Raw genomic sequence first — 19,715 nt, forward strand, 5'->3', positions numbered from 1 at the left:
ATGTTTATAAAGAAACTTGGAAAGAGAGTTGTTTATTTAGACCATATAGCCACTACTCCAGTGGCGCAAGAAGTGCTGGACGCTATGCTTCCTTACTTTAGAGAACACTTTGGCAATCCCACTTCTCTGCACAGCTTTGGCCAAGTGGCAAAAAAAGCCATAAACGAAGCAAGAGAAAAGATAGCAAGTTTAATACGCGCCAACTCTCCGGAGGAAATCATATTCACTTCTGGGGGAATAGAAGCTAACAATCTTGCTATAAAAGGTATAGCAAAAGCTTATGAGAAAAGGGGAAGACACATAGTCTCTACGGAGATAGAGCATCACTCCATACTTCATCCCTTAAAGAGCTTGGAAAGGGAAGGTTGGGAAGTAACCTACCTAAAGCCAGACCACTATGGAATCATTCATCCGGATCAGGTAAGGGAAGCGGTAAGAGAGGACACCGTTTTGGTAAGCATAGGCCACTCAAACAGAGAGATAGGCACAATACAGAACATAAAGGAGCTTGTTAAAGCAGCTAAGGAGAAAAACCCAAGGGTTGTATTCCACACGGACGCTTGCCCTACCCTGGGACACTATCCTGTAGATCTTAAGGATTGGGGAGTGGATTGTGCATCCTTTACAGCTCACCTGATGTATGGACCAAAAGGGGTAGGCGCTCTATGGACAAGAAAAGGAGTAAAAGTTAGACCTTTGATTGAAGGTGGAACACAAGAAAGGGGAGTTAGAGCGGGGACGGAGAATGTGCCTGGTATAGTGGGTTTTGGCGCGGCGGCAGAGCTAACTCAAAAAGAGTTAGAAGACAGAATGACAAGACTTTCCTATTACAGAAACAAACTAAAAAAAGCCATAGAGGAAAAGCTTGACTATGTGGAATTTACCGGACATCCCACCCAAAGGCTGCCACATCACCTTTCTTTGATTGTCCATCTTATAGAAGGGGAGGCTATGCTCCTAAGGCTTGACCTTATGGGTGTGGAAACCGCTTCTGGGTCTGCCTGCGTATCCTTAGCCTTAAAGCAATCTCACGTGCTTTTTGCTATAGGCGTGCCCAAGGAGGTTGCCAACGGTTCTTTGGTTTTCAGCTTTGGAAGGGACAACACGGAGGAGGACGTGGATTACGTGGCAGAAGAGTTTCCAAAGACGGTAAAGTTGCTAAGAGAACTCTCTCCCTTCAATCCAGAAAATTGGGAGCAGTACGTTAAAGGTAAAAAGTAATCTTCTCTTCCACGAGCTTTAGGTCCTCTTCTGTATCAACGCCGTGGTAGTAGTTTGAGCTAAGTAAGACCTTTATATCAACTCCCTTTTCCAATAGCCTAAGTTGCTCCAAAGATTCAAGCCTTTCCAAAGTGGATGGCTTCCAATTGACAAAATCCATAAGAACTTCTCTTCTAAAAGCGTAAATACCTACGTGTTTTAGAGGATAGATAGAGGAATTTCCCTTCATGTAAGGGATGGGGCTTCTGGAAAAGTATAAAGCCCTTTGGTTTTCGTCCAAGACTACTTTCACACAAGAAGGACTGGTGTACGAATCCGGATCGTGTATAGCAAGGGTAGCTACAGGGTATTCGTCCAAAGCGGAAAGAAGGCTTTCCACATCGTCTTTATAAACAAAAGGCTCATCACCTTGGTAGTTAATCACATAATCCGCCTCTATATCTTTTATGGCATAAGCTACCCTATCACTTCCAGAAGGGAGCTCTGAGGGTGTGAAAACAATCCTGATGGGCAGATCTTGGACTACTTTGGCTATTCTTTCGCTGTCTGTGGCAAGTACAACCTCTTTTCCTGTTTTTACACATCCTTCCACTACCCACCTTATCAAAGGTTTGCCTTTTATAAGCTGGAGCGGTTTTTCCCTAAGCCTAGTGGAGCTGAGCCTTGATGGTATGACTATAACTTGTTTCATTTCAGAATAGATTTTAATGCCAGATCTTTGAAAGTAGGAGGGTTATAAAATTTTATTGAAAATGGGGAGCGTAAAATCTCAGTTTTTAGGATACGTTTTTGAGGGGGCCTTTAAGCTGGGATTTCTAAAAGATAAGATAGTGGATTACGAAGACTTCAAGAAAAAAGGGGTTTTTCTTTATGTGGCTCAGAAGTATGAATATGTCTTGGAAGATTTGGTCCGAGCTTGGATGGAGCTTGAAGAGATAGTTCCAGATAGATTGGAAGAGCTTAGGGAGCTGGGAATTGGTGACTATACGGATAAAAAACTTCTCTACTTTCTGTTTTTAACAGGTTTTTACGAAGGTTTGTTTTTTGGCGGGCAATTTGAAAAATCGCACCTTATAAAGTATGCCATAGGCGAAGAAGCTGAAGCGGGCAGGTATCTAAATGCAGACCTTATATTTATAGACGGTTCGGCTCTATATGTTGTGGATTTCAAACTTGGAGGAGCACAGCACAAGGCTAAGTATATTCTCAGTGGTCAGGAGGAAAACATACCTTTCAGAACGCCGGGGGTGCCCATAAACCTGTCTTTGGGTGAAATGAGTTTAGAAGGCTTTTTGGACAGTCTTATTAGGCTAGAAGACAAACTTCTGAACCTTCAGAGCGTAAATCCAGAAATCAAGGGTTTTCTTCAAACACTCTCTTATGCGGTGGATTACCTTTGTGAAGAAAAACCAGAAAAAAACCTTTCGGAAATAAACGTATTCTTGCTGTATCCCTTAGCAGAGCCTTTTTGTGCGCGCTTTTACTGGAAAGGGGAAAACCTAAACCAATACAGAGAACAGATAAAAGAAATTTACCACAAATTCAGCGAAAAAGATTGGAGCTTCTCAGCCCTTGAAAAGCCATCAGCGGTAAGATTTGAAAGAATTCACAATGAAACATTCAGAAAGATAGAAGAGCTAAACGAAAAAATAAGGCAGTTGGAGTCTCAGGAAGATGAAATAGAAACAACCAATAAAGAAGTCCCAAGGTTGGACGTAGAAGAACGTATAAGGGAGTTTTTAAAGGAAAAAGACGGAGTAAAAGCTTTGTGTCTTCTACACTCCGCTGGAAGTGGGAAAACGTCCAAAACCAGGGACGCCATTTTAGAGCTGGAAGGAAACCACATAGTGTTTTACATGGCAACAAGAAAGGTCCTTCTCAGCAGAGAGAAAGAAAAACTGGAAGCTAAGAATGTGGCTGTGGTATATGAAGAAAGGGACACCAAAAATTCTAAGTTTGTGGAACACATAGGAGATACGTTCAAACATACGCAAGTTTCTCCAGGCATCATAAAGCGCACCGTGGAGCAAGTTAAAATGCTCGCGGAAAACGGACACAGGTTTATATGGGCCCTTTGCACCCAGCAAGCACTGACCACCACAGAAAACGGCAAAAGCACAGCAGAACACATGAAGTATCTAATAACTCCAAGAATAATAGATAAATACAACCTTCACATAATTCTTGACGAATTCTTAGGATACAGCAACGGGCTTTTTGCCATTGAACAAATGTTCAAATTAATAAAGAAGGCACAAGGAAAAGCAAAGTTATACATCTTTGATGCTAACGGCTACAGCGCTTCTATTATGAAAAAGCTATTGGAAGAGTATAAAGAATTCCAAGTTATGCCAGACGCTATAGTTGTTTGTGATTACAAGGAAAGCGAAATTTTTGAACACGAGGGTATAAAGGTTTATGTGCATACCAAACACGGATACCCTTCTCCAAAAATAATCTTAAAAAGAAAGTTTATAAACCTTTTGAGTGTCAAAAACAAACGAGAAATGGAAGAAAAAGTTGCCAAGGAAGTAGTCAATTACATCAAAAGCACCGCAGACAAAAACAGCACAGCCTTTGTTTACGTGCAAGATAAGAGTATCCTTTACAAAATAAACGAGATGCTTGAAAAAGAGGGTCTTAAAACGTTAATAGCTACCGCAGAGTCTCGCAAAAGTCAGGAGAGAATAAACAAAGGCGACGAAGACGTGCTTCTTTCGACTTCCACGCTATCAAGAGGTATAGACCTTTCCAGAGAACACAAACCAATAAATCAGATATACGTAATAATACACAGCTGGGGGATAGAAAGTAATTTAGTAGAGCTCATTCAAACCATATCAAGGGCAAGGGGAGATGATATAACGGAAAAATCAGATAAGAAAATCCACCTAATTTACTTAGTCCATTTTTGGGAAAGTGCAACAGACAGTATCCTTGAATACATAGACGAAGAGGTGGATAGGGATTTAATAAATCTCTTGCTCCACAGACAAGCTTTGGAGCAAATCCTTGAGCTTGATCATGTGGTATCTACAATAATCGCACAGTTTGTTAAAAGTCCAGAAAGTGAAAAGATGGTTTTGATCCCCATCCCTAAGCAATACAAAACGCAATACATACCAAACCCAATAGCAGAAATAGAAGAAACCCTTAGTTTCATAGAAAACATCCGCAGACTAACAAAAGAAGAAAATTTACAAAGGTTATACGAGTTAATACTCAAAGCAATGTCGGTCTCTGCGGTAAAAATAGACTTTAAAAACTCCTACAGCTACTATCATCCTTACATACTTTTTGAAAGACAAGAGGTTAGGACCTACTTTGAGGATAGATTAAGAGGAAACATATACAACCTGTTTAAGAAGGTGGAAGGCATTCTAAAAGAGCACAACGAAGAAAAAGCCGATCTTGCTAAAAAACGCATAATGAACTTTTTGGATACCGAAACCAAAATGCCAGTTTTAATACCTGTATATTCTTATGTTTTAACCAAACACATTTTGCGTAAAAACGAAAAGCTAAGGTTCGAAATAAGCAAAACCGTAGGAAGAGGTGGGGCAGATACGGTTTTGGGAAGCACAAGGCCTACTACTTATTGTTTTAAAGGCGAAAACATTCCAGACGAATATGCGTGCATACCTTTGGGAGAAGATTATCCATATAAAGAGGTTTTAAGTGGCAGATTTGCTAAGTTTCCTGTAGAATTTATAAGGAGGTTGTTGAATGGTTGAAATAAGGAGTGAGGGGATAGTAGAGTGTATGACTTACTTTTCTGAAGCTAAAGAGCTGTCAAAAGATTTCATTTACGGAGGACTATTCTGGACAGGAAGTGAGGAATACATCAAAAACTTTTCCATAATCTTACACAAACTGATAAACAGGGAAAAACAAGAAAACCTTAAGAAAGAATTAGACAATGTCCTGAGGTACCCAGATTACCGTCTAAAAGGGAGGGCATTGTACGATAAAGACAAGGTAATTTGGAAAAAGAGCTGGGATAGAGAGAATAAACTGAGGTTTTATAGGTTTAGAAAAAACGAAAAAATAAACCTTGTTTCTGGTAGAGTAGTAGATACATCAAAAATAGACAATAGGGCTGGGCTTGTGTTTTTAAAGCTTTTAGGGGTAGAGGGTGGAACTGTGGATAGAGAAAAACTATTTTATGCAAGAAAAGAAGTTGTGCGCGTTTGGGAAAGCTTGACGAAGGATCAGCGAGTGAAAGAATACCTTGCTCGGGTCAGGCGTGTTGGAAAAGTAATTTCTGAACTATACCCTGAGGGCACAGCTATTCCCCCTTCAATTTTAAAACTTTTTGGATACATAGCAAGTTTTGACTTTAAGAGTTTTGGAGACAGCTTACTTCTGAGTAGAGCAAGGCTGTTTCAAAAAAAGAAAAAGGCAGAAGAGCTTTTACAAGAAGTGGAAACTTTGGACAAAAACGCTTGGGAAGATTTTATCTATTACTTGGAAAATAAGGAAGGAATAAGTAAAGAAGAGTTTTTGAAATTCTTAAAACGCTTAGAAGACGAGAACTTTTTGTTTGAGCTGAGGAAGGACTGGAAGGAGTTCTTAAAGGATGTGCTCAAAAAAGAAAGTAAAGACTTTTTCTCTGTTTTTGTAGCCAAAAGTAATAGTGAAGAAGGTAAGATCAGCTACGGAGAATTCCATTCTCCATGCGATACGATAAAACTTTTTGTTTTTTACGAAGACACTCTAAAAGACAAAGTAAAAGATTTCATGAAAGGTTTTGAAAAGGTAGCAAATGCATTAGAAAAGTATATAGGGAACGCAAAAATAATCTTTGCTGAAAAAGTGTATCCTATAGAGCGTCTCATATACAAATTCAACGAGCTAAAGAACAAGGATATGGAAAAGCTCAGGCACGAGGACTCTGTAGAGCTTCTTCTAAGTCTTATGGACTTTGCTTGTAAGTTAAAGTTGTGGGAGGCTTACGGAAAGAAGAATAAAGAAATCGTAAGCATTCTGATCCTGCTGGATACGGATGTTAGACAAGAAAATGGAGGATACTCCTTCTGGGATTACTTTAGCTTTATCTACGACTTTTTTGGACTACCAGTTCAAACACTAAACAGACCTACAATAGAGGAGATAATAAGCGCTAATTCAAAACAACTGACGGGCTTGTTTAAAAATCTCTTTATAAGCCTTTTAAAGGACTACAAAAGTCTAAATTTAGAGTTTGAAGGTTTTAACCTTCCTTCCAAGCTTAACATTTATGCAATTCTTGAAAAGCCGTCGGTAAGCTTTTGCTACAAAAGAGGGGATAAAGAGAGCAGGGGCAGTAGGCACTTTCTTTATGAAGTGTATTTGATAGATATAAACGAAAATAATGCTAAGGTTGAACTCTTGGACAAACGCATACTGCTTACCAGCGGTGTGGATGCGGAAAAGCAGAGATTCAGAAAGTGGTTAGAGGAGAAGGTAAAGGACCAGCAGACGAAGTTTTGCTTTATAACCGCAGGGTCTTGGGAAGAGTCTTACCTTGAAGAGGTCATAAATCTATCGGAACAGTCGCAATCGATAAGATCAAAGAGTCTGTTTGTTGAGTATGCAGAGTTTCCTACTGCTTATGTGTCGGACAAAGCCCAAAAAGATTGTTTTGTTATATACACGAGTGAATTTGAAAAATTAAAGGAAAAGCTAAAGATAAGGGACGACAGATATTCTGCCGCTTTGGCTCTAAAACCTGCAGAACCAGGTGCCATTGAAAGATTTAAATTAGCAAATAACGAACTTTACTTTCATTCCGCACTCCAAGTTTTTTCCACCAAGGGTCCGGGCTGGGAAAAGGAAGAAGTTTATGCAGAGGAAAAGAGTTTGTTCCTATTTACAGTGCTTGCTCTATCCTTTTATCAAAGCGAAGCCTTTCAAACGCCATACAGCAAACTTGACCTTTGGCAAAGAAAAAAGACACACTACTTGAAAATAAAAAGAAACTACCACGAATATACCTTTCCCCTTAATGCGGTGCTTTATGAGCTAATTTACTTGGTTAGTAAAATCCCTGAAGAGGAATCCGTTCCTGGTTCAGAATCTTAGGTTTTTAAACCACAAATAAACACCAAAAAACCAAAGCACTGAAAGTAGCACGCCGAAGGACGTAAGAAGAAAAGTATCGTGCCTTATAGCCAATCCGCCAAGCAAACCTCCCAAAAAGGCCCCCAAAAATTGGGAAGTGTTGAAAAATCCCAAAGATAGACCCCTTAAGTCTCTGTGGGTTAGCTTGGTAAGAAGGGAAGGGATTATGGGTTCCAAAAAGTGAAAGCCTATCAGAAATAGGAAAAGAAAAAAGACCGCTCCATAAAGGGAGTTTAAAATTTTATAAACCAAAAAGCCCAAACCTATTAGAGCTACACCAACCAGAAAAACTTCTCTGAATTTTTTGTTCTTTTCTGCCAAGATAACAGCTGGAGCCATTAGAGCTAAGGACAGTGTTAAGGCTGGCAGGTAGATTTTCCAGTGCTCTATTTTAGGTATGCTGTATTCATATACCAACTTATAAGGTATGGTGGTAAAGATCGCAACCAAAAAAGCATGCAAAACAGCTACTGAAAGGTTCAGAAAAATTTGGTTTATATCTGTTAATACTATAAGGAAGTTTTTCAAAGATGGTTCTATCTCTCTGTGGTGATTTTTTGGTTCTGGAATAAAAAACGCTAAGTATAGAGTGGCCAGCAAACTTAGAAAGGCGGTAAGGTAAAATAGGACTGGCACGCCGACCATTCCTGCAATAACTGGAGCAAAAACCACACTAAAGGTAAAGACAAGACTGATGGAGGATCCTATTATGGCAAAAGCGCGGGTCCTTACCTCCTCTCTGGTCAAGTCTGAAGAGAGGGCAGTCATGGCAGAAGAGACAGCACCAAAACCTTGAATGAACCTTGCCAAAATCATTATCCATATACCTTTGGCAAACCCTCCAATCAAACTCCCCAAGATGTAAGTTATCATCCCAAAAACTATTACTGGCTTTCTTCCGATTTTGTCTGAAATATATCCAAAGGGTATTTGCAAAATGGCCTGCGCAAAGCCGTATATACCTATGGCAAGACCTATTAAAAAGGGTGTGGAACCTTCAAGATTTTTAAGATAAGGAGAGAGAACGGGCAATAACAGAAAAAGCCCGAGCATCCTGGTTGCTACCGCAAAGGAGATACCTAAAATAACTCTTTTTTCTTCCTTAGTGAGGTTTTGGGGCATTTTGGGCTCTGTCCAATAATTCTCAGAGGGTGATTTCCCCATCCCATCTAATTATAACCCCAAAGCTGTGTTATACTAAAATATGATGTTTGTTAAAAACCCTCAGAGCGAGCCAAGTTTCCGTGAGGGAGCCAAGGGAAGGAATCCAAAACAGGGACTGGGTAAAACCAGTCAAAGTCTTTGGCAAGTTCTGAGGAGATGTGGCTGGCGTAGGGGAGCGGACAAGTTCGTTAGTTCCCGCTCTGTTTGCGGGGGCATCACTCGGGAATACCGGGTGAATTGTTGAGCAAAGCTGGACAAAGCCAGATGAGAGCGCTTTTATTTTTCTCCATTTTGTTTTTACTGTTATCTTATTCATGCAGCAAAGACGTACAAGCGGATAAGGGAGAAGTTAAAAACAAAACACCCTGTCGTGTGGTAAGGGTTATAGACGGAGACACTTTTACATGCACCTTAAAAAATGGAGAAGAGATAAAGGTTAGGATGATAGGAGTGGATACTCCAGAAACTAGGGAAAGTCCTAAGTTGGAAAAGGATGTAGATAGGACCGGATTGAGTAGGGAAGAGATCATAAAGATGGGAGAAGAGGCTAAAGAATATACAAAGAAGTTGTTGCCGAAGGGAGAGGTAGTCTATCTGGAACAGGATGTCCAACCTACAGATAGGTACGGTAGGGTCTTAGCTTACGTGTGGCTAAAGGATGGTAGAATGATTAACGAACTGTTGGTAATGGAAGGGATGGCACAGGTTTACACTATACCGCCAAACGTAAAATATCAAGAGAGACTTCTGAAAGCTCAAAAAAGAGCTATGCAAGAAGGAAAGGGATTTTGGGGCACAAGAAGACCCTAAGCTCCCTCCAGCTGATATACAAAGAACAGTCTTTGTATTTCTTCCAAGGACAATTCTTCAACCCTTTTTAGAGGATCTATTAAAGCTTTTTGTAGCAGATCCTCCGTAAACTTATTCCTTAGAGTTTTTCTTCTGAAGGAAAAGAGCGTAGTCAGAAAGGCTTTGTATTTCTTTAGATCTATCTCTGTTTTATTTTCCTTTCTGACAAGCTTTATAACCGCAGATTGAACCTTTGGTGGGGGTAGGAAAAATCTGGGTGGCACTGTCATAACGTAGTTGGTTTGGAAAAGAGTATTTACAAAACAACCAAGCCAAGAAGAGCACTTTATGAGCTTCTCCGCAACTTCCTTTTGGACCATAAAGACCGCCAGCTTTACACAATGGTGACAGAATACTGTTTTTTCAATTATAAGGCTTGCCACGTTGTAGGGTAGATTTCCCAAGAGTATTAGTTCCTTTCCAAGTTCGCAGTAATCGAACTCTGAAGCGTCCGCTTGATGGATCCTTAGCCTTTCATCTTCCAACTTTTTTAATTCGCTGATCATCTCTGGGTCTATTTCTATGCAGTGGAGTTCTTTGATAGGAGTTTTTAAAATCTCTTTTGTTAGGCTTCCAGTACCTGGACCTATCTCTACTACTATATCTCCATCTCCCAACTCCGCCACGTCCAAGATTTTCTTAGCCACGCCTGCTGAAATTAACAAATGCTGTCCATAGCGCTTTTTTAGGCGCACTTTAACTCTCCTTCTAAGTTTTAGCATTTTATCAAGTTTAGACCTTAGGTTGTGTTATAATAAATATCTTCAAACGCGGAGGTAAAGCCATGAGTAGTTTAGTACAGGAGATAGAAAAAATATACACTCCAGCCAAAGAGTATCCGGAGCTAAAGGTAGGAAATACAGTCAGAGTTTACTACAAAATAGTTGAAGGGGATAAAGAGAGAATACAGCCTTTTGAGGGTGTGGTGATAAGAATAAGGGGGTCCGGCCTGGGCAAGACCTTTACAGTTCGTAAAGAATCGTATGGTGTAGGTATTGAAAGAACGTTCCCATATTACAGCTCTAACATTGAGAAGATAGAGCTTGTTAAGTACGGTAAAGTACGTAGGGCAAAGCTCTACTTCCTTAGAAAGTATAGGGGTAAGGAGGCACTTGGTAAGGTCAAGGAAATAAAAGCTTGGGAAATAAAGAAAAAATAATGCTAAACTGGGAACTTCCTTTATGGGAAAAAGGACTAATAGTGGCGGGTGTAGACGAGGCAGGAAGGGGTCCCCTGGCAGGTCCTGTAGTCGCCTGTGCGATAATTATTCCCCCTTTTACAGAAAATTTCTTAAAGGGCGATTCAAAAAATATGTCTAAGAAGGAGAGAGAAGAAGCGTACGAATACATAAAGCAGATAGCTTTGGCTATAGGCACAGCCGTAGTGGATAGCGTGGTAATTGATAGGCTAAACATCCTAAAAGCTACAAAATTGGCGATGGAAAGGGCTCTGCAGGATCTAAAAACTAAGTTTGATGTAGTGATCACAGACCATGTTAGGTTAGAAAACTATAACTGCATACCTCTAACAAAAGGGGATGAAAAGAGTCTTAGCTGTGCGTGTGCATCTGTAGTAGCAAAGGTACTAAGGGACAAAATTATGGATCATTATCATCAGCTCTTCCCTCAATTTAACTTTCAAAAAAACAAAGGCTATCCAACTAAGGAACACATCGAAAAGCTTGGAAAGTATAAACCGACCCCAATACACAGAAAGAGCTTTATGCCTATAAAGCAGATGGATATGTATGCACAAACCCGTTCTTCTTGAAGAAGCTACAGATTTGCTTTTGGGGGGTGGTGGAAAGCTCTTTGTAGATTGCACCGTAGGGCTTGGGGGGCATGCAAAAAGAGTACTGCAGAAAAACCCACAGGCATTTCTCATAGGTATAGACAGGGATCCTTTTGCCTTAGAAATTGCAAAGGAAAACCTAAAGGAGTTTGAAAGAAGATTTAGCCTATACAAAGCCAATTATTCCGATTTTGACTTAGTTTTAGAAGAGGAGGGTATAACATTGGTTGATGGTTTTTTGTTTGACCTGGGTGTATCCATGTATCAGCTGAAAAGCCCAAGGGGTTTTTCTTTCCATAGGGATGATCCGTTGGACATGAGAATGGATCCAGAGGATAGACTAACAGCCTATGAGGTGATCAACAGATATTCAGAAAAGGAATTGGAGAGAATAATAAGGGAGTATGGGGAAGAAAAAAAAGCAAAAGCTATTGCCAAAGCTATAGTCCTGCAGAGGAGTAAAAAACCCATAGAAACTACTAAAGAGCTTGCGGATATAGTACTTTCAGTCTTGAAAAGGCGTGGGAAAATCCATCCCGCCACAAAAGTGTTTCAGGCTATAAGAATAGAGGTAAATAGGGAGTTGGAACATTTAAAAATAGCTTTGGAAAAAGTGCCAGCCTATTTAAGAAGTGGTGGTAGGTTAGTAGTTATATCCTTCCATTCCCTTGAAGATAGGATAGTAAAAAATTTTTTCAAAGAACACTCCAATCAGTTTAAGATACTCACAAAAAAGCCGATAACTCCAAAAAGGGAGGAAGTAATGCAAAACCCAGCAAGCAGAAGTGCTAAACTAAGAGCGGGGGTGAAGATATGAAGTATATTATTTTCTCACTCATGCTTATAGCTTTGAATCTTCTTTATTCCGCCTATTCTATAAAAGTGGCTAAGGAATACGTCAGCAAAATTGCGGAATTGAAAAAAGAGTCGGAAAAAAACCTATCCTTAAGAGTAAAGTATTTAAACGTAGTAAACTACCCAGAAGCAAAGAAATGGACAAAGGAAAGAGGTTTTATTCCCATAATCTGGGAGAAGGTAAGTTTAATGGACTAAACTCTTTGCTCTTCCAAAGTTAATGCCAGTAGACTTATTACCCTGTTGCCTTCCATTTTATCTACCACGAATTTATATCCGCCGTATTCAAACTCATCCCCCTCTTCTGGAACTTTGGCGAGGTTTTTCATAACAAAGCCCCCAATTGTGTCATATTCATAATCTTCTGGGAGTTCAATCCCTAGCCTTTTGGAAACAGTTTCCACATCGACCCAACCGTAAATCTTATAAACTCCCTTGCCAACTTGCTGAAAGTCCTCTTCCCAACTCTCTGGGAATTCTTCAAAGAGAAACTCAAGTATATCTCCTATGGTTATTATACCGGCAAGCTCACCGTGCTCACCCACCACGATAACCATTTGAGAGTTATTTATACGCATCTCTACTATTAAATCTCTCAAGGTCATTACCTCAGGAACGATCAGCGGTTCTTTTTTGAATTCTTTTAACCTTTTGTTTAGGTTTTCTTCAAAAGGAACAAGTTCTTTTACAAGAACAATACCGGTGATGTTGTCCGGACTTTGGGAATACACTGGAATTCTGCTGTGCTTTCTTTCTATGATTTCTGGATATACTTCTTGCACAGTTTTTTCTTCGTCCAATAGGAAAAGGTCTGGTCTTGGCGTCATAATCTCCTTAGCTGTAGTTTCTTTTATAGACATAGCCTTTTCTACCATCTTTTTTTCTTCTTCACTGAACAATCCCTTTCCATAACCCATGTCAAATATATCCCAAAAGACACTTTCTTTATCCACACCCTCGTCTCCATCGGTCATAGGTAAAAGATTACGGACTGACCTACTGAATAGAACTCTCAGAGGATAAAGTAAGGTATGTATTAAGTAGAAAGGTACTGAATAAAACAAGGATAAACGTGTGGCAAAGTGTAAAACTATGTTTTTTGGTAAAACTTCACCAAAGATAAATATCAGAAAACTTACAAGCAACGCAGAAAGGGTAGCTCCACCCTCTCCAAAGCGCGATACGAATAACTTTGTTCCATAAGCTGAAAGGAGCACATTGACTACTTCATTTCCTATAAGGATAGATAGCAAAACTTCGCGAGGTTTTGAAAGAAGTTTATTTGCTAAGTTATAGAGTCTGTTTCCGGAGTATTTCTTCAGAAGATACCGATTAGCACCAAAAAAGACCACCTCTGACGAGGAAAAGAAACCAGAAAGATATAAAAGGAATATAAACAGAGCCAGCTCAGTATATATTACAAAGAACGAGCCTTCCATCTATGAATGCCTCCTTTAGTTCTGTCCTGCATTCTTCCATCCTATGCTCGCACAGAGGATAAAAGGGACAAGCCTCTTCTGTATGAGTTTCCAATTCAAAAGCTTGTATAGTTTTTCTCTGGGAAGGATGCTCTGCGGGTATGTTCTGTATAAGATACTTAGTATATGGATGTAGAGGTGTTTTCAAAACCTGCTCCTTTGTCCCCAACTCTAAAAGTCTGCCTTTATACAGGACTGCCACTCTATCTGCAACGTACTCCACAGACCTTATATCGTGCGTTATCAAAAGGACAGACACACCCTTCAGCTTCAGCTTTAAAAAGAGCTCGAGAATACCTCTTCTGAGACTTGCATCTAAAGAAGCAGTTGGTTCATCAGCCACTAAAAGCTTTGGTCCCAACACAGTAGCCCTTGCTATGGCAACTCTTTGCTTTTGACCCCCAGACAATTGATAGGTTTTCCTGTGTAGATACTCTTCACTTAAACCAGCCTCTAAAAGAACATTTAGAATTCTTTCCCCTCTTCCTTTGTATCCATGAACTATTAAAGGTTCCTCCAATGTTTCTTTTACACTCATACGTGGATTTAAAGAAGAAGCTGGATCTTGAAAGACCACAGAAACGTAGCGTGTGTACTCCTTGCCAAAGTTTGAAATTTCTACACCATCAAAAAGAATTTTACCTTTCGTGGGTTTTTCCAACCTTAAAACGAGCTTTCCCAAAGTAGTTTTTCCAGAGCCAGACTCTCCCACCAAAGCCAATATTTCTCCAGCTTTAACTTGTAAACTAACATCCCTGAGGGCGAAAAAATCTTTGGTTTTAAAAGGACCCACATACAACCTGTATGCCTTGCTTATGTTTTGGATGGACAAAAGATTCATATTGTTCTGGAAAAGCTAAATTCTTTCTTCTTTGGTAAGTATTGATCAAAGACCATGGCTATGTTTCTTATTAAAAGGCGTCCCACCGGCAATACTCTTATGGATCTGTCTTTAATCTCCAAAAGCCCGTCCTTTTCCATATCCCTAAGCTTGAGAAGCTCCTCCTCAAAGTGATCTTCAAAGGATATGCCAAAGGTTTTTTCTATCTTATCAAAATCGCATCGGAAGTTGCACATAAGGTCCATGATAACCTCTCTTCTAATCAGATCCTCTTGGTTTAACAGGTACCCCCTCATGGTGGGAAGGTCCCCCTGATCCAAAGCTAAATAGTATTCTCTTATTGTTTTATAGTTCTGAAAGTAAGCATCGTGTAGCATGCCTATGGATGTGGCACCTATACCAATTAGGTCCACGCCCTTTTTGGTAGTATATCCTTGAAAGTTTCTCCAAAGGGTTCCATTTTGTTGGGCTAAGGATAGTTCGTCCTCCGGCTTTGCAAAATGATCCATACCAATGTATAGATAACCTGCTTTCTGAAAGAGTTCTATGGTCATTTCTAATATGGTCAGTTTGTCTTCTGGAGGGGGTAAGGTATTTGGGTCTATTTTCCTTTGCAGGGGCTTTAGCCAGGGCACGTAGGCAAAGTTATAAACTGCCACTCTGTCTGGGTCAAGCTCTATGGTTTTCTCTATGGTCCTTTTAAACTTTTCTGGTGTTTGATAAGGAAGTCCGTATATGAGGTCTATGTTTATGCTTTTAAAGCCAAGATCTCTTAATCTCTTCATAACATCTCTCATCAGAGATTCTGGCTGTATTCTGTTTATTGCCCTTTGCACATCTTCGTCCAAGTCTTGCAGTCCCATGCTTACTCTGTTAAAACCCAACTCTTTTATTGTCTCTAACTGACCTTCAGAAAGATACCTCGGGTCTATTTCTATGCTTATCTCACCCTCTTTATCTATAAGGAAGGCCTGACTTAGCTTAGTGTATAGCTCCCTCATTTCATCGTTGGTCAAAAAGTTTGGAGTGCCACCGCCCCAATGAAGCTGGACCACAGGTCTAGATAAGTCAAGATACTGACTGACGAGATCTATCTCTTTATATACGTAATTTAAGTATCTTCTGGATACATCTTTCCTATGGGATATGATCACGTTGCAACCACAAAACCAGCAAGCACTCTCGCAGAAGGGAATGTGCACGTAAATAGAAAGCGGTCTTTTCTTGCCATTGCTCTCCAGCAGTTTTTTCTTATAATCCTCTTTTCCAACCCCAGCGTTAAACTCTGTGGCAGGCGGATAGCTTGTGTATCTTGGTCCAGGTTTATCATACTTCTCTATTAGCTCTTTGTTAAAAATCGTTCTCATAAGTTTATTAATTTATGCCTTTAAAGGTTTAAAACATATTCTGCTTTCTCGTAAGCATCCCTTGTCATCTGAAGAAGTTCCAATCTATGTATCCCACTGACCTTTTCTATGTTGGTTAGCATAGGAGAGTCGTAATGATCTTCCGAAGATTGAATAATTGAATACTTTTCCTCCAGCTGAGAAGCAAAATCAAGTAACTCCCTTAGTTTTTTATGTTTACCAGTATATCCATCCAATATTACCTTATCTATATTAACTTCCTTCAGAAACCTTATCTTATCAATTCTCAAAATTTCATCTATAAGCGAGAAAAGTCCCATGAGGTAGGCTGCACTTTCTAAATCTGGTATTATACGCCTTGCCATCTCGCTTGCCAAGAAAGCCCTTGTTAGAGCTTTCTTCCAAAGGTTAGGGTTTTCTGCGATTATGTAATCATTCATGGCAAGTAAAAAGAGTAGCATAGCTATTAGTCTTACTAAAGTATTTTTCAAATAGGGCGCTATTTCGAATTCTTTTAAAACATAAGGCGACTCTAAGTAATTGCCTTGAAAAAAATCTCCAATTTCAAGCGCTTTACTGTACTCTTTCTCATTTTCTATTTTTGTAATTAGCAGTTTTTTGCCTTTAGCCTTTAAGCTTGTCACCTTTGGATCAGTCAGATGGCGAAAATCTACGGTTATAAGAAAGGCTTCTTCAACAAATTGTTGATAGGAGTCTTTCAAAAGAATATCGTAGGATGCAGCTACCAGTATTCCGGCTTCTTTAAATTTCTGTGCGCTTTTAAGCGCCTGGTTTATAACAACAGATCCTATTTGTATCTGAGATGGTACCAGCTCAAATATCAGCTTTTCTGGGGGCAGATTTTCAAGAGCTTTATTAAGAAGAGAGTCTATGGATACATTTAACATGATTCTCTTGCCTTCACCTATTTTATTAACACCATGCTCCATTAGAATTTCTATTATTATGTAAGCGGCTCTGTTATAAGGAACTTCTTAAGGTATACCTCGTATGCTACTATATTGCCCTTTTTGTCAAAGATGGGCTGTTTTGTTATTAAAAAACTCATGGAGATCTTCTCTTAATTCTGGATACAAAGGATATTGCTCGCAGAGCTCTAAAACTTGGCTCTTAACCCTTTCTATAACACTTTCATCTTCCAAGTTTTTTACAACCTGAGATATGAGCCTTGCTATGAGCTTCATCTCCTCTTCCTTCATACCCCTCGTGGTTAAAGCTGCAGTGCCCAACCTTATACCGCTCGTTTTTGTGGGTGGTAGTGGATCAAAGGGAACTGCGTTTTTATTTACAGTTATGTTAGCTTTTCCTAAGGCATCTTCCACCTGTTTGCCCGTAAGTCCGGTGTTTCTTAAATCCACAAGCACTATATGGCTATCTGTTCCCCCTGTAACTATTTTAAATCCCTCCCTTTGCAATTCTTCTGCCAGTGCCTTTGCGTTTAGAACCACCTGTCTGGCATAGGCTTTAAATTCTTCCGTCATAGCTTCTTTAAAAGCTACCGCCTTTGCTGCGATCACGTGCATTAATGGACCACCTTGGATGCCTGGGAATACTGACTTGTCTATCTCCTTTGCAAACTCCTGCCTACAGAGTATAAACCCACTTCTTGGACCTCTTAAAGTTTTGTGGGTGGTGGATGTTACAAAGTGGGCATAAGGGACTGGGTTTGGATAAACCCCACCTGCAATAAGCCCAGAATAGTGGGCCATATCGACCATCAGGTACGCTCCCACCTCTTGAGCTATCTCCGCAAGCTTTTCCCAGTCTATTACCCTCGGATAAGCTGACGCACCCCCCACGATCATCTTAGGCTTATACTCTTTTGCAAGCCTGTAGACCTGATCGTAGTCTATGAGCTCTGTCTCTGGGTTTACGCCGTAGTATATGGCATTATAGAGCTTTCCTGAAAAGTTTACCTTAACCCCGTGGGTGAGGTGTCCGCCGTGAGCTAAGTCCATTCCAAGGATAGTATCCCCTGGTTTGAGAACAGCCATGTAAACTGCCATGTTTGCCTGACTTCCAGAGTGGGGTTGGACGTTGGCATGCTCTGCACCGTAAAGTTTTTTAACTCTCTCTATAGCCAACCTTTCCGCCTCGTCCACCCATTCACAACCGCCGTAGTATCTTTTACCGGGCAATCCTTCCGCGTACTTGTTCGTCAGAACAGACCCTTGAGCTTCCATAACTGCGAGGGATGTGAAGTTCTCTGAAGCTATCATCTCCAGATGGTAGAACTGTCTTTCGTATTCCTTTACCACAACCCTGTAAATCTCTGGATCTGTCTTTTTAAGATGTTCCATAAACAACCTCCTCTTTTTTTAGCTTGCTAAGGTAATTTTCCCAATCTTTGGGAAACTTTTGCATAGCTTGTCTGATGAGCCTGCCTGCCACCGCACCCAAACCGCATATAGATGTTGGCTGTATGTGCTGATTTACAAAATTAAACCCTTCCCAATCCCTTTCTACAGCTTTCCCTTCAACGATCTTTTTTAAGAGATAAACCTGTTCATGTGTTCCTACCCTGCATGGGGTGCATTGACCACAGCTTTCGTGAGCGTAAAATTCGGCTATGTCCAAGCATGCCCTGACTATATCATCCTCTTCAGTTAGTACTATAACTGTTCCAGTGCCACCAAAACCAAAGGGAGAGTAGTCCATGGGTGTATCCAGCTCCTCGGCAGAAAAACAATCTAAGGCTCCAGAAAACACAGCCTTAACCTTTTTGTTTCCTATGGTTCCGCCAGCATACTTGTATATAACCTCCCTAAGGGTGGTGTTCATAGGAAGCTCGTAAACGCCGGGCTTTTTAACCTTTCCGCTAACCGGAAAGAGCTTTGGTCCCGGATAGTCACTCGGTCCTATGTATCTGTATTCTTCCCAGCCCATGCTGACTATCAACGGTATGTTGCAAAGAGTTTCTACGTTATTGACTACTGTGGGTCTTCCAAAGAGTCCATACTGGACTGGATAGGGTGGCTTTATCCTGGGAAAACCCCTCTTCCCTTCCAAAGACTCTATCAAAGCACTTTCCTCCCCACAGATGTAAGCACCCGCACCCCTTGCTACGTATATTTCAAGGTCAAAGCCAGAGTTTAGTATGTTTTTACCCAAAAAGCCCTTAGCCTTTGCTTCTTCTATGGCGTCCCTGAGTATGTAATATCCCGCAGGATATTCACCCCTTATGTATATGAAAGCCTGGTTTGCACCTATAGCGTATGCGGATATTATCATACCCTCTATGAGCAGATGGGGATCTCTCTCTATGAGTATTCTGTCTTTGAAGGTGCCCGGTTCAGATTCGTCTGCGTTGCATATTAAATACCTAGGCGCTGGATTCTGGACAGCAAACTTCCACTTTTTACCCGTGGGAAAACCTGCACCACCTCTGCCTCTGAGTTGGCTTTTATCCACCCAATCTATTATCTCCTCTGGACTCATATTAAGAGCTTTTTCTAATGCTTGGTATCCCCCATCCTTTAGGTAATCCTCTATGGTATGGACTTTTGGCTTTTTGGCTCTTCTAAGAAGTAGGTTTAAAGTCGTTTCTGCATAAATGTTAGGTGTATTTGGATAGGATCTCATAGAGCTTCTCCTCGCTTTCAAATTTGTAAGTGTCGTTATCCACCATGAAAACTGGTGCTTCAGAACAGGCACCTAAGCACTGAACGGCTATGAGTTTAAACTTACCATCCTTGCTAACCTCTCCCACGCCTATTCCTAAGTATTTCCTTATAGCGTCCAAAAGCTTCTTCTTCTCCATCAGATTGCAAACTATACTAACGCAGACCCTTATTCTGTGTTTGGCAGGCTGGCCTCTGTCAAACATGTCGTAGAAAGACACCACATTCTCCACGTGGTTCAGTGGAAGGTTCAAGATCTGAGCTATTCTCTCTAAGGCAAAAGAAGGAATATTCCCATAAAAATCTTGTACTTCATGCAGACAAAGCAGTATAGCCTGTTCCCTTTTTGGGAAATAATTTGCATACGCTTCTAATCTTTGTTCAATCTCAACAGGTAGCATGTTAG

At 40.4% G+C, this 19,715-nt stretch carries 18 protein-coding genes; 8 read left to right on the top strand and 10 right to left on the bottom strand.

All coding sequences use genetic code 11. The features are described 5' to 3' along the window. On the top strand, positions 1 to 1,221 hold the full coding sequence (locus tag V7P40_RS01730; protein WP_333784246.1) for a cysteine desulfurase family protein: 1,221 nt from the start codon (positions 1 to 3) through the stop codon (positions 1,219 to 1,221). Here V7P40_RS01730 and kdsB read toward each other — a convergent pair. Next, positions 1,205 to 1,912 carry a 3-deoxy-manno-octulosonate cytidylyltransferase gene (gene kdsB, locus V7P40_RS01735; protein WP_333784247.1) on the bottom strand — a complete coding sequence of 236 codons (708 nt, stop codon included), beginning with the start codon at positions 1,910 to 1,912 and terminating at the stop codon, positions 1,205 to 1,207. The two genes, V7P40_RS01730 and kdsB, sit on opposite strands and share 17 nt — an antisense overlap. A 61-nt stretch (positions 1,913 to 1,973) precedes the next feature. On the opposite strand from kdsB, the gene V7P40_RS01740 reads away from it, so the two are divergent. Then, positions 1,974 to 4,955, top strand: a complete 2,982-nt coding sequence (locus V7P40_RS01740; protein ID WP_333784248.1) for a helicase — start codon at positions 1,974 to 1,976, stop codon at positions 4,953 to 4,955. Continuing rightward, positions 4,948 to 7,284 (top strand): hypothetical protein, encoded by a 2,337-nt coding sequence (locus V7P40_RS01745; protein ID WP_333784249.1) that lies wholly within the window; start codon positions 4,948 to 4,950, stop codon positions 7,282 to 7,284. The genes V7P40_RS01740 and V7P40_RS01745 overlap by 8 nt, the downstream gene beginning before the upstream one ends. Here the strand turns inward: V7P40_RS01745 and V7P40_RS01750 are convergent. Then, positions 7,273 to 8,445, bottom strand: a complete 1,173-nt coding sequence (locus V7P40_RS01750) for an MFS transporter (protein WP_333784250.1) — start codon at positions 8,443 to 8,445, stop codon at positions 7,273 to 7,275. The two genes, V7P40_RS01745 and V7P40_RS01750, sit on opposite strands and share 12 nt — an antisense overlap. A gap of 306 nt (positions 8,446 to 8,751) precedes the next feature. On the opposite strand from V7P40_RS01750, the gene V7P40_RS01755 reads away from it, so the two are divergent. Then, positions 8,752 to 9,297, top strand: coding sequence for a thermonuclease family protein (locus V7P40_RS01755; protein WP_333784251.1), 546 nt, complete (start codon positions 8,752 to 8,754; stop codon positions 9,295 to 9,297). Here V7P40_RS01755 and rsmA read toward each other — a convergent pair. After that, positions 9,294 to 10,058: a 16S rRNA (adenine(1518)-N(6)/adenine(1519)-N(6))-dimethyltransferase RsmA gene (gene rsmA, locus V7P40_RS01760; RefSeq protein ID WP_333784252.1), complete on the bottom strand. Its 765-nt coding sequence runs from the start codon at positions 10,056 to 10,058 to the stop codon at positions 9,294 to 9,296. The genes V7P40_RS01755 and rsmA overlap by 4 nt on opposite strands. A 62-nt stretch (positions 10,059 to 10,120) precedes the next feature. On the opposite strand from rsmA, the gene rplS reads away from it, so the two are divergent. The 4 genes from rplS to V7P40_RS01780 are packed head-to-tail and all read left to right on the top strand — an operon-like array spanning position 10,121 to position 12,180. Continuing rightward, positions 10,121 to 10,495 carry a 50S ribosomal protein L19 gene (rplS, locus tag V7P40_RS01765; RefSeq protein ID WP_333784253.1) on the top strand — a complete coding sequence of 125 codons (375 nt, stop codon included), beginning with the start codon at positions 10,121 to 10,123 and terminating at the stop codon, positions 10,493 to 10,495. Beyond that, entirely contained in the window at positions 10,495 to 11,106 is a 612-nt protein-coding gene (locus V7P40_RS01770; RefSeq protein WP_333784254.1) for a ribonuclease HII, read from the top strand. The genes rplS and V7P40_RS01770 overlap by 1 nt, the downstream gene beginning before the upstream one ends. After that, complete coding sequence (rsmH, locus tag V7P40_RS01775; RefSeq protein ID WP_333784255.1) at positions 11,084 to 11,944, top strand: 16S rRNA (cytosine(1402)-N(4))-methyltransferase RsmH; 861 nt, start codon at positions 11,084 to 11,086, stop codon at positions 11,942 to 11,944. The genes V7P40_RS01770 and rsmH overlap by 23 nt, the downstream gene beginning before the upstream one ends. Continuing rightward, entirely contained in the window at positions 11,941 to 12,180 is a 240-nt protein-coding gene (locus tag V7P40_RS01780; RefSeq protein ID WP_333784256.1) for a hypothetical protein, read from the top strand. Before rsmH ends, V7P40_RS01780 begins: the two co-directional genes overlap by 4 nt. Here V7P40_RS01780 and V7P40_RS01785 read toward each other — a convergent pair. The 7 genes from V7P40_RS01785 to nuoE all read right to left on the bottom strand — a co-directional run bounded on the left by V7P40_RS01785 (position 12,177) and on the right by nuoE (position 19,710). Then, a complete protein-coding gene (locus tag V7P40_RS01785; protein ID WP_333784257.1) occupies positions 12,177 to 13,421 on the bottom strand; it encodes a hemolysin family protein in 1,245 nt (414 codons plus the stop codon). The genes V7P40_RS01780 and V7P40_RS01785 overlap by 4 nt on opposite strands. Then, on the bottom strand, positions 13,390 to 14,301 hold the full coding sequence (locus tag V7P40_RS01790) for an oligopeptide/dipeptide ABC transporter ATP-binding protein (RefSeq protein WP_333784258.1): 912 nt from the start codon (positions 14,299 to 14,301) through the stop codon (positions 13,390 to 13,392). Before V7P40_RS01790 ends, V7P40_RS01785 begins: the two co-directional genes overlap by 32 nt. Then, on the bottom strand, positions 14,298 to 15,668 hold the full coding sequence (gene hemN, locus V7P40_RS01795) for an oxygen-independent coproporphyrinogen III oxidase (protein WP_333784259.1): 1,371 nt from the start codon (positions 15,666 to 15,668) through the stop codon (positions 14,298 to 14,300). The genes V7P40_RS01790 and hemN overlap by 4 nt, the downstream gene beginning before the upstream one ends. Before the next feature lie 20 nt (positions 15,669 to 15,688). After that, positions 15,689 to 16,618 carry a hypothetical protein gene (locus V7P40_RS01800; RefSeq protein WP_333784260.1) on the bottom strand — a complete coding sequence of 310 codons (930 nt, stop codon included), beginning with the start codon at positions 16,616 to 16,618 and terminating at the stop codon, positions 15,689 to 15,691. An 84-nt stretch (positions 16,619 to 16,702) separates the two neighbouring features. Then, a complete protein-coding gene (glyA, locus tag V7P40_RS01805) occupies positions 16,703 to 17,989 on the bottom strand; it encodes a serine hydroxymethyltransferase (RefSeq protein WP_333784261.1) in 1,287 nt (428 codons plus the stop codon). Continuing rightward, positions 17,976 to 19,271, bottom strand: coding sequence for an NADH-quinone oxidoreductase subunit NuoF (nuoF, locus tag V7P40_RS01810; RefSeq protein ID WP_333784262.1), 1,296 nt, complete (start codon positions 19,269 to 19,271; stop codon positions 17,976 to 17,978). The genes glyA and nuoF overlap by 14 nt, the downstream gene beginning before the upstream one ends. Continuing rightward, positions 19,246 to 19,710, bottom strand: a complete 465-nt coding sequence (gene nuoE / locus V7P40_RS01815) for an NADH-quinone oxidoreductase subunit NuoE (RefSeq protein WP_333784263.1) — start codon at positions 19,708 to 19,710, stop codon at positions 19,246 to 19,248. The genes nuoF and nuoE overlap by 26 nt, the downstream gene beginning before the upstream one ends. Positions 19,711 to 19,715 lie beyond the last annotated feature (5 nt).

This window comes from Thermocrinis sp. (genome assembly GCF_036781485.1).
Classification (GTDB): domain Bacteria; phylum Aquificota; class Aquificia; order Aquificales; family Aquificaceae; genus Thermocrinis.

Bases quoted from the DNA above. Each gene is read 5' to 3' on its own strand.
- V7P40_RS01780 (WP_333784256.1), top strand. From the start codon at position 11,941: ATGAAGTATATTATTTTCTCACTCATGCTTATAGCTTTGAATCTTCTT.
- V7P40_RS01750 (WP_333784250.1), bottom strand. From the start codon at position 8,445: ATGCCCCAAAACCTCACTAAGGAAGAAAAAAGAGTTATTTTAGGTATC.
- V7P40_RS01745 (WP_333784249.1), top strand. From the start codon at position 4,948: ATGGTTGAAATAAGGAGTGAGGGGATAGTAGAGTGTATGACTTACTTT.
- V7P40_RS01800 (WP_333784260.1), bottom strand. From the start codon at position 16,618: ATGGAGCATGGTGTTAATAAAATAGGTGAAGGCAAGAGAATCATGTTA.
- hemN (WP_333784259.1), bottom strand. From the start codon at position 15,668: ATGAGAACGATTTTTAACAAAGAGCTAATAGAGAAGTATGATAAACCT.
- V7P40_RS01755 (WP_333784251.1), top strand. From the start codon at position 8,752: ATGAGAGCGCTTTTATTTTTCTCCATTTTGTTTTTACTGTTATCTTAT.
- V7P40_RS01770 (WP_333784254.1), top strand. From the start codon at position 10,495: ATGCTAAACTGGGAACTTCCTTTATGGGAAAAAGGACTAATAGTGGCG.
- rplS (WP_333784253.1), top strand. From the start codon at position 10,121: ATGAGTAGTTTAGTACAGGAGATAGAAAAAATATACACTCCAGCCAAA.
- V7P40_RS01790 (WP_333784258.1), bottom strand. From the start codon at position 14,301: ATGAATCTTTTGTCCATCCAAAACATAAGCAAGGCATACAGGTTGTAT.
- V7P40_RS01740 (WP_333784248.1), top strand. From the start codon at position 1,974: ATGGGGAGCGTAAAATCTCAGTTTTTAGGATACGTTTTTGAGGGGGCC.
- rsmA (WP_333784252.1), bottom strand. From the start codon at position 10,058: ATGCTAAAACTTAGAAGGAGAGTTAAAGTGCGCCTAAAAAAGCGCTAT.
- V7P40_RS01730 (WP_333784246.1), top strand. From the start codon at position 1: ATGTTTATAAAGAAACTTGGAAAGAGAGTTGTTTATTTAGACCATATA.
- V7P40_RS01785 (WP_333784257.1), bottom strand. From the start codon at position 13,421: ATGGAAGGCTCGTTCTTTGTAATATATACTGAGCTGGCTCTGTTTATA.
- kdsB (WP_333784247.1), bottom strand. From the start codon at position 1,912: ATGAAACAAGTTATAGTCATACCATCAAGGCTCAGCTCCACTAGGCTT.
- rsmH (WP_333784255.1), top strand. From the start codon at position 11,084: ATGCACAAACCCGTTCTTCTTGAAGAAGCTACAGATTTGCTTTTGGGG.
- nuoE (WP_333784263.1), bottom strand. From the start codon at position 19,710: ATGCTACCTGTTGAGATTGAACAAAGATTAGAAGCGTATGCAAATTAT.
- glyA (WP_333784261.1), bottom strand. From the start codon at position 17,989: ATGGAACATCTTAAAAAGACAGATCCAGAGATTTACAGGGTTGTGGTA.
- nuoF (WP_333784262.1), bottom strand. From the start codon at position 19,271: ATGAGATCCTATCCAAATACACCTAACATTTATGCAGAAACGACTTTA.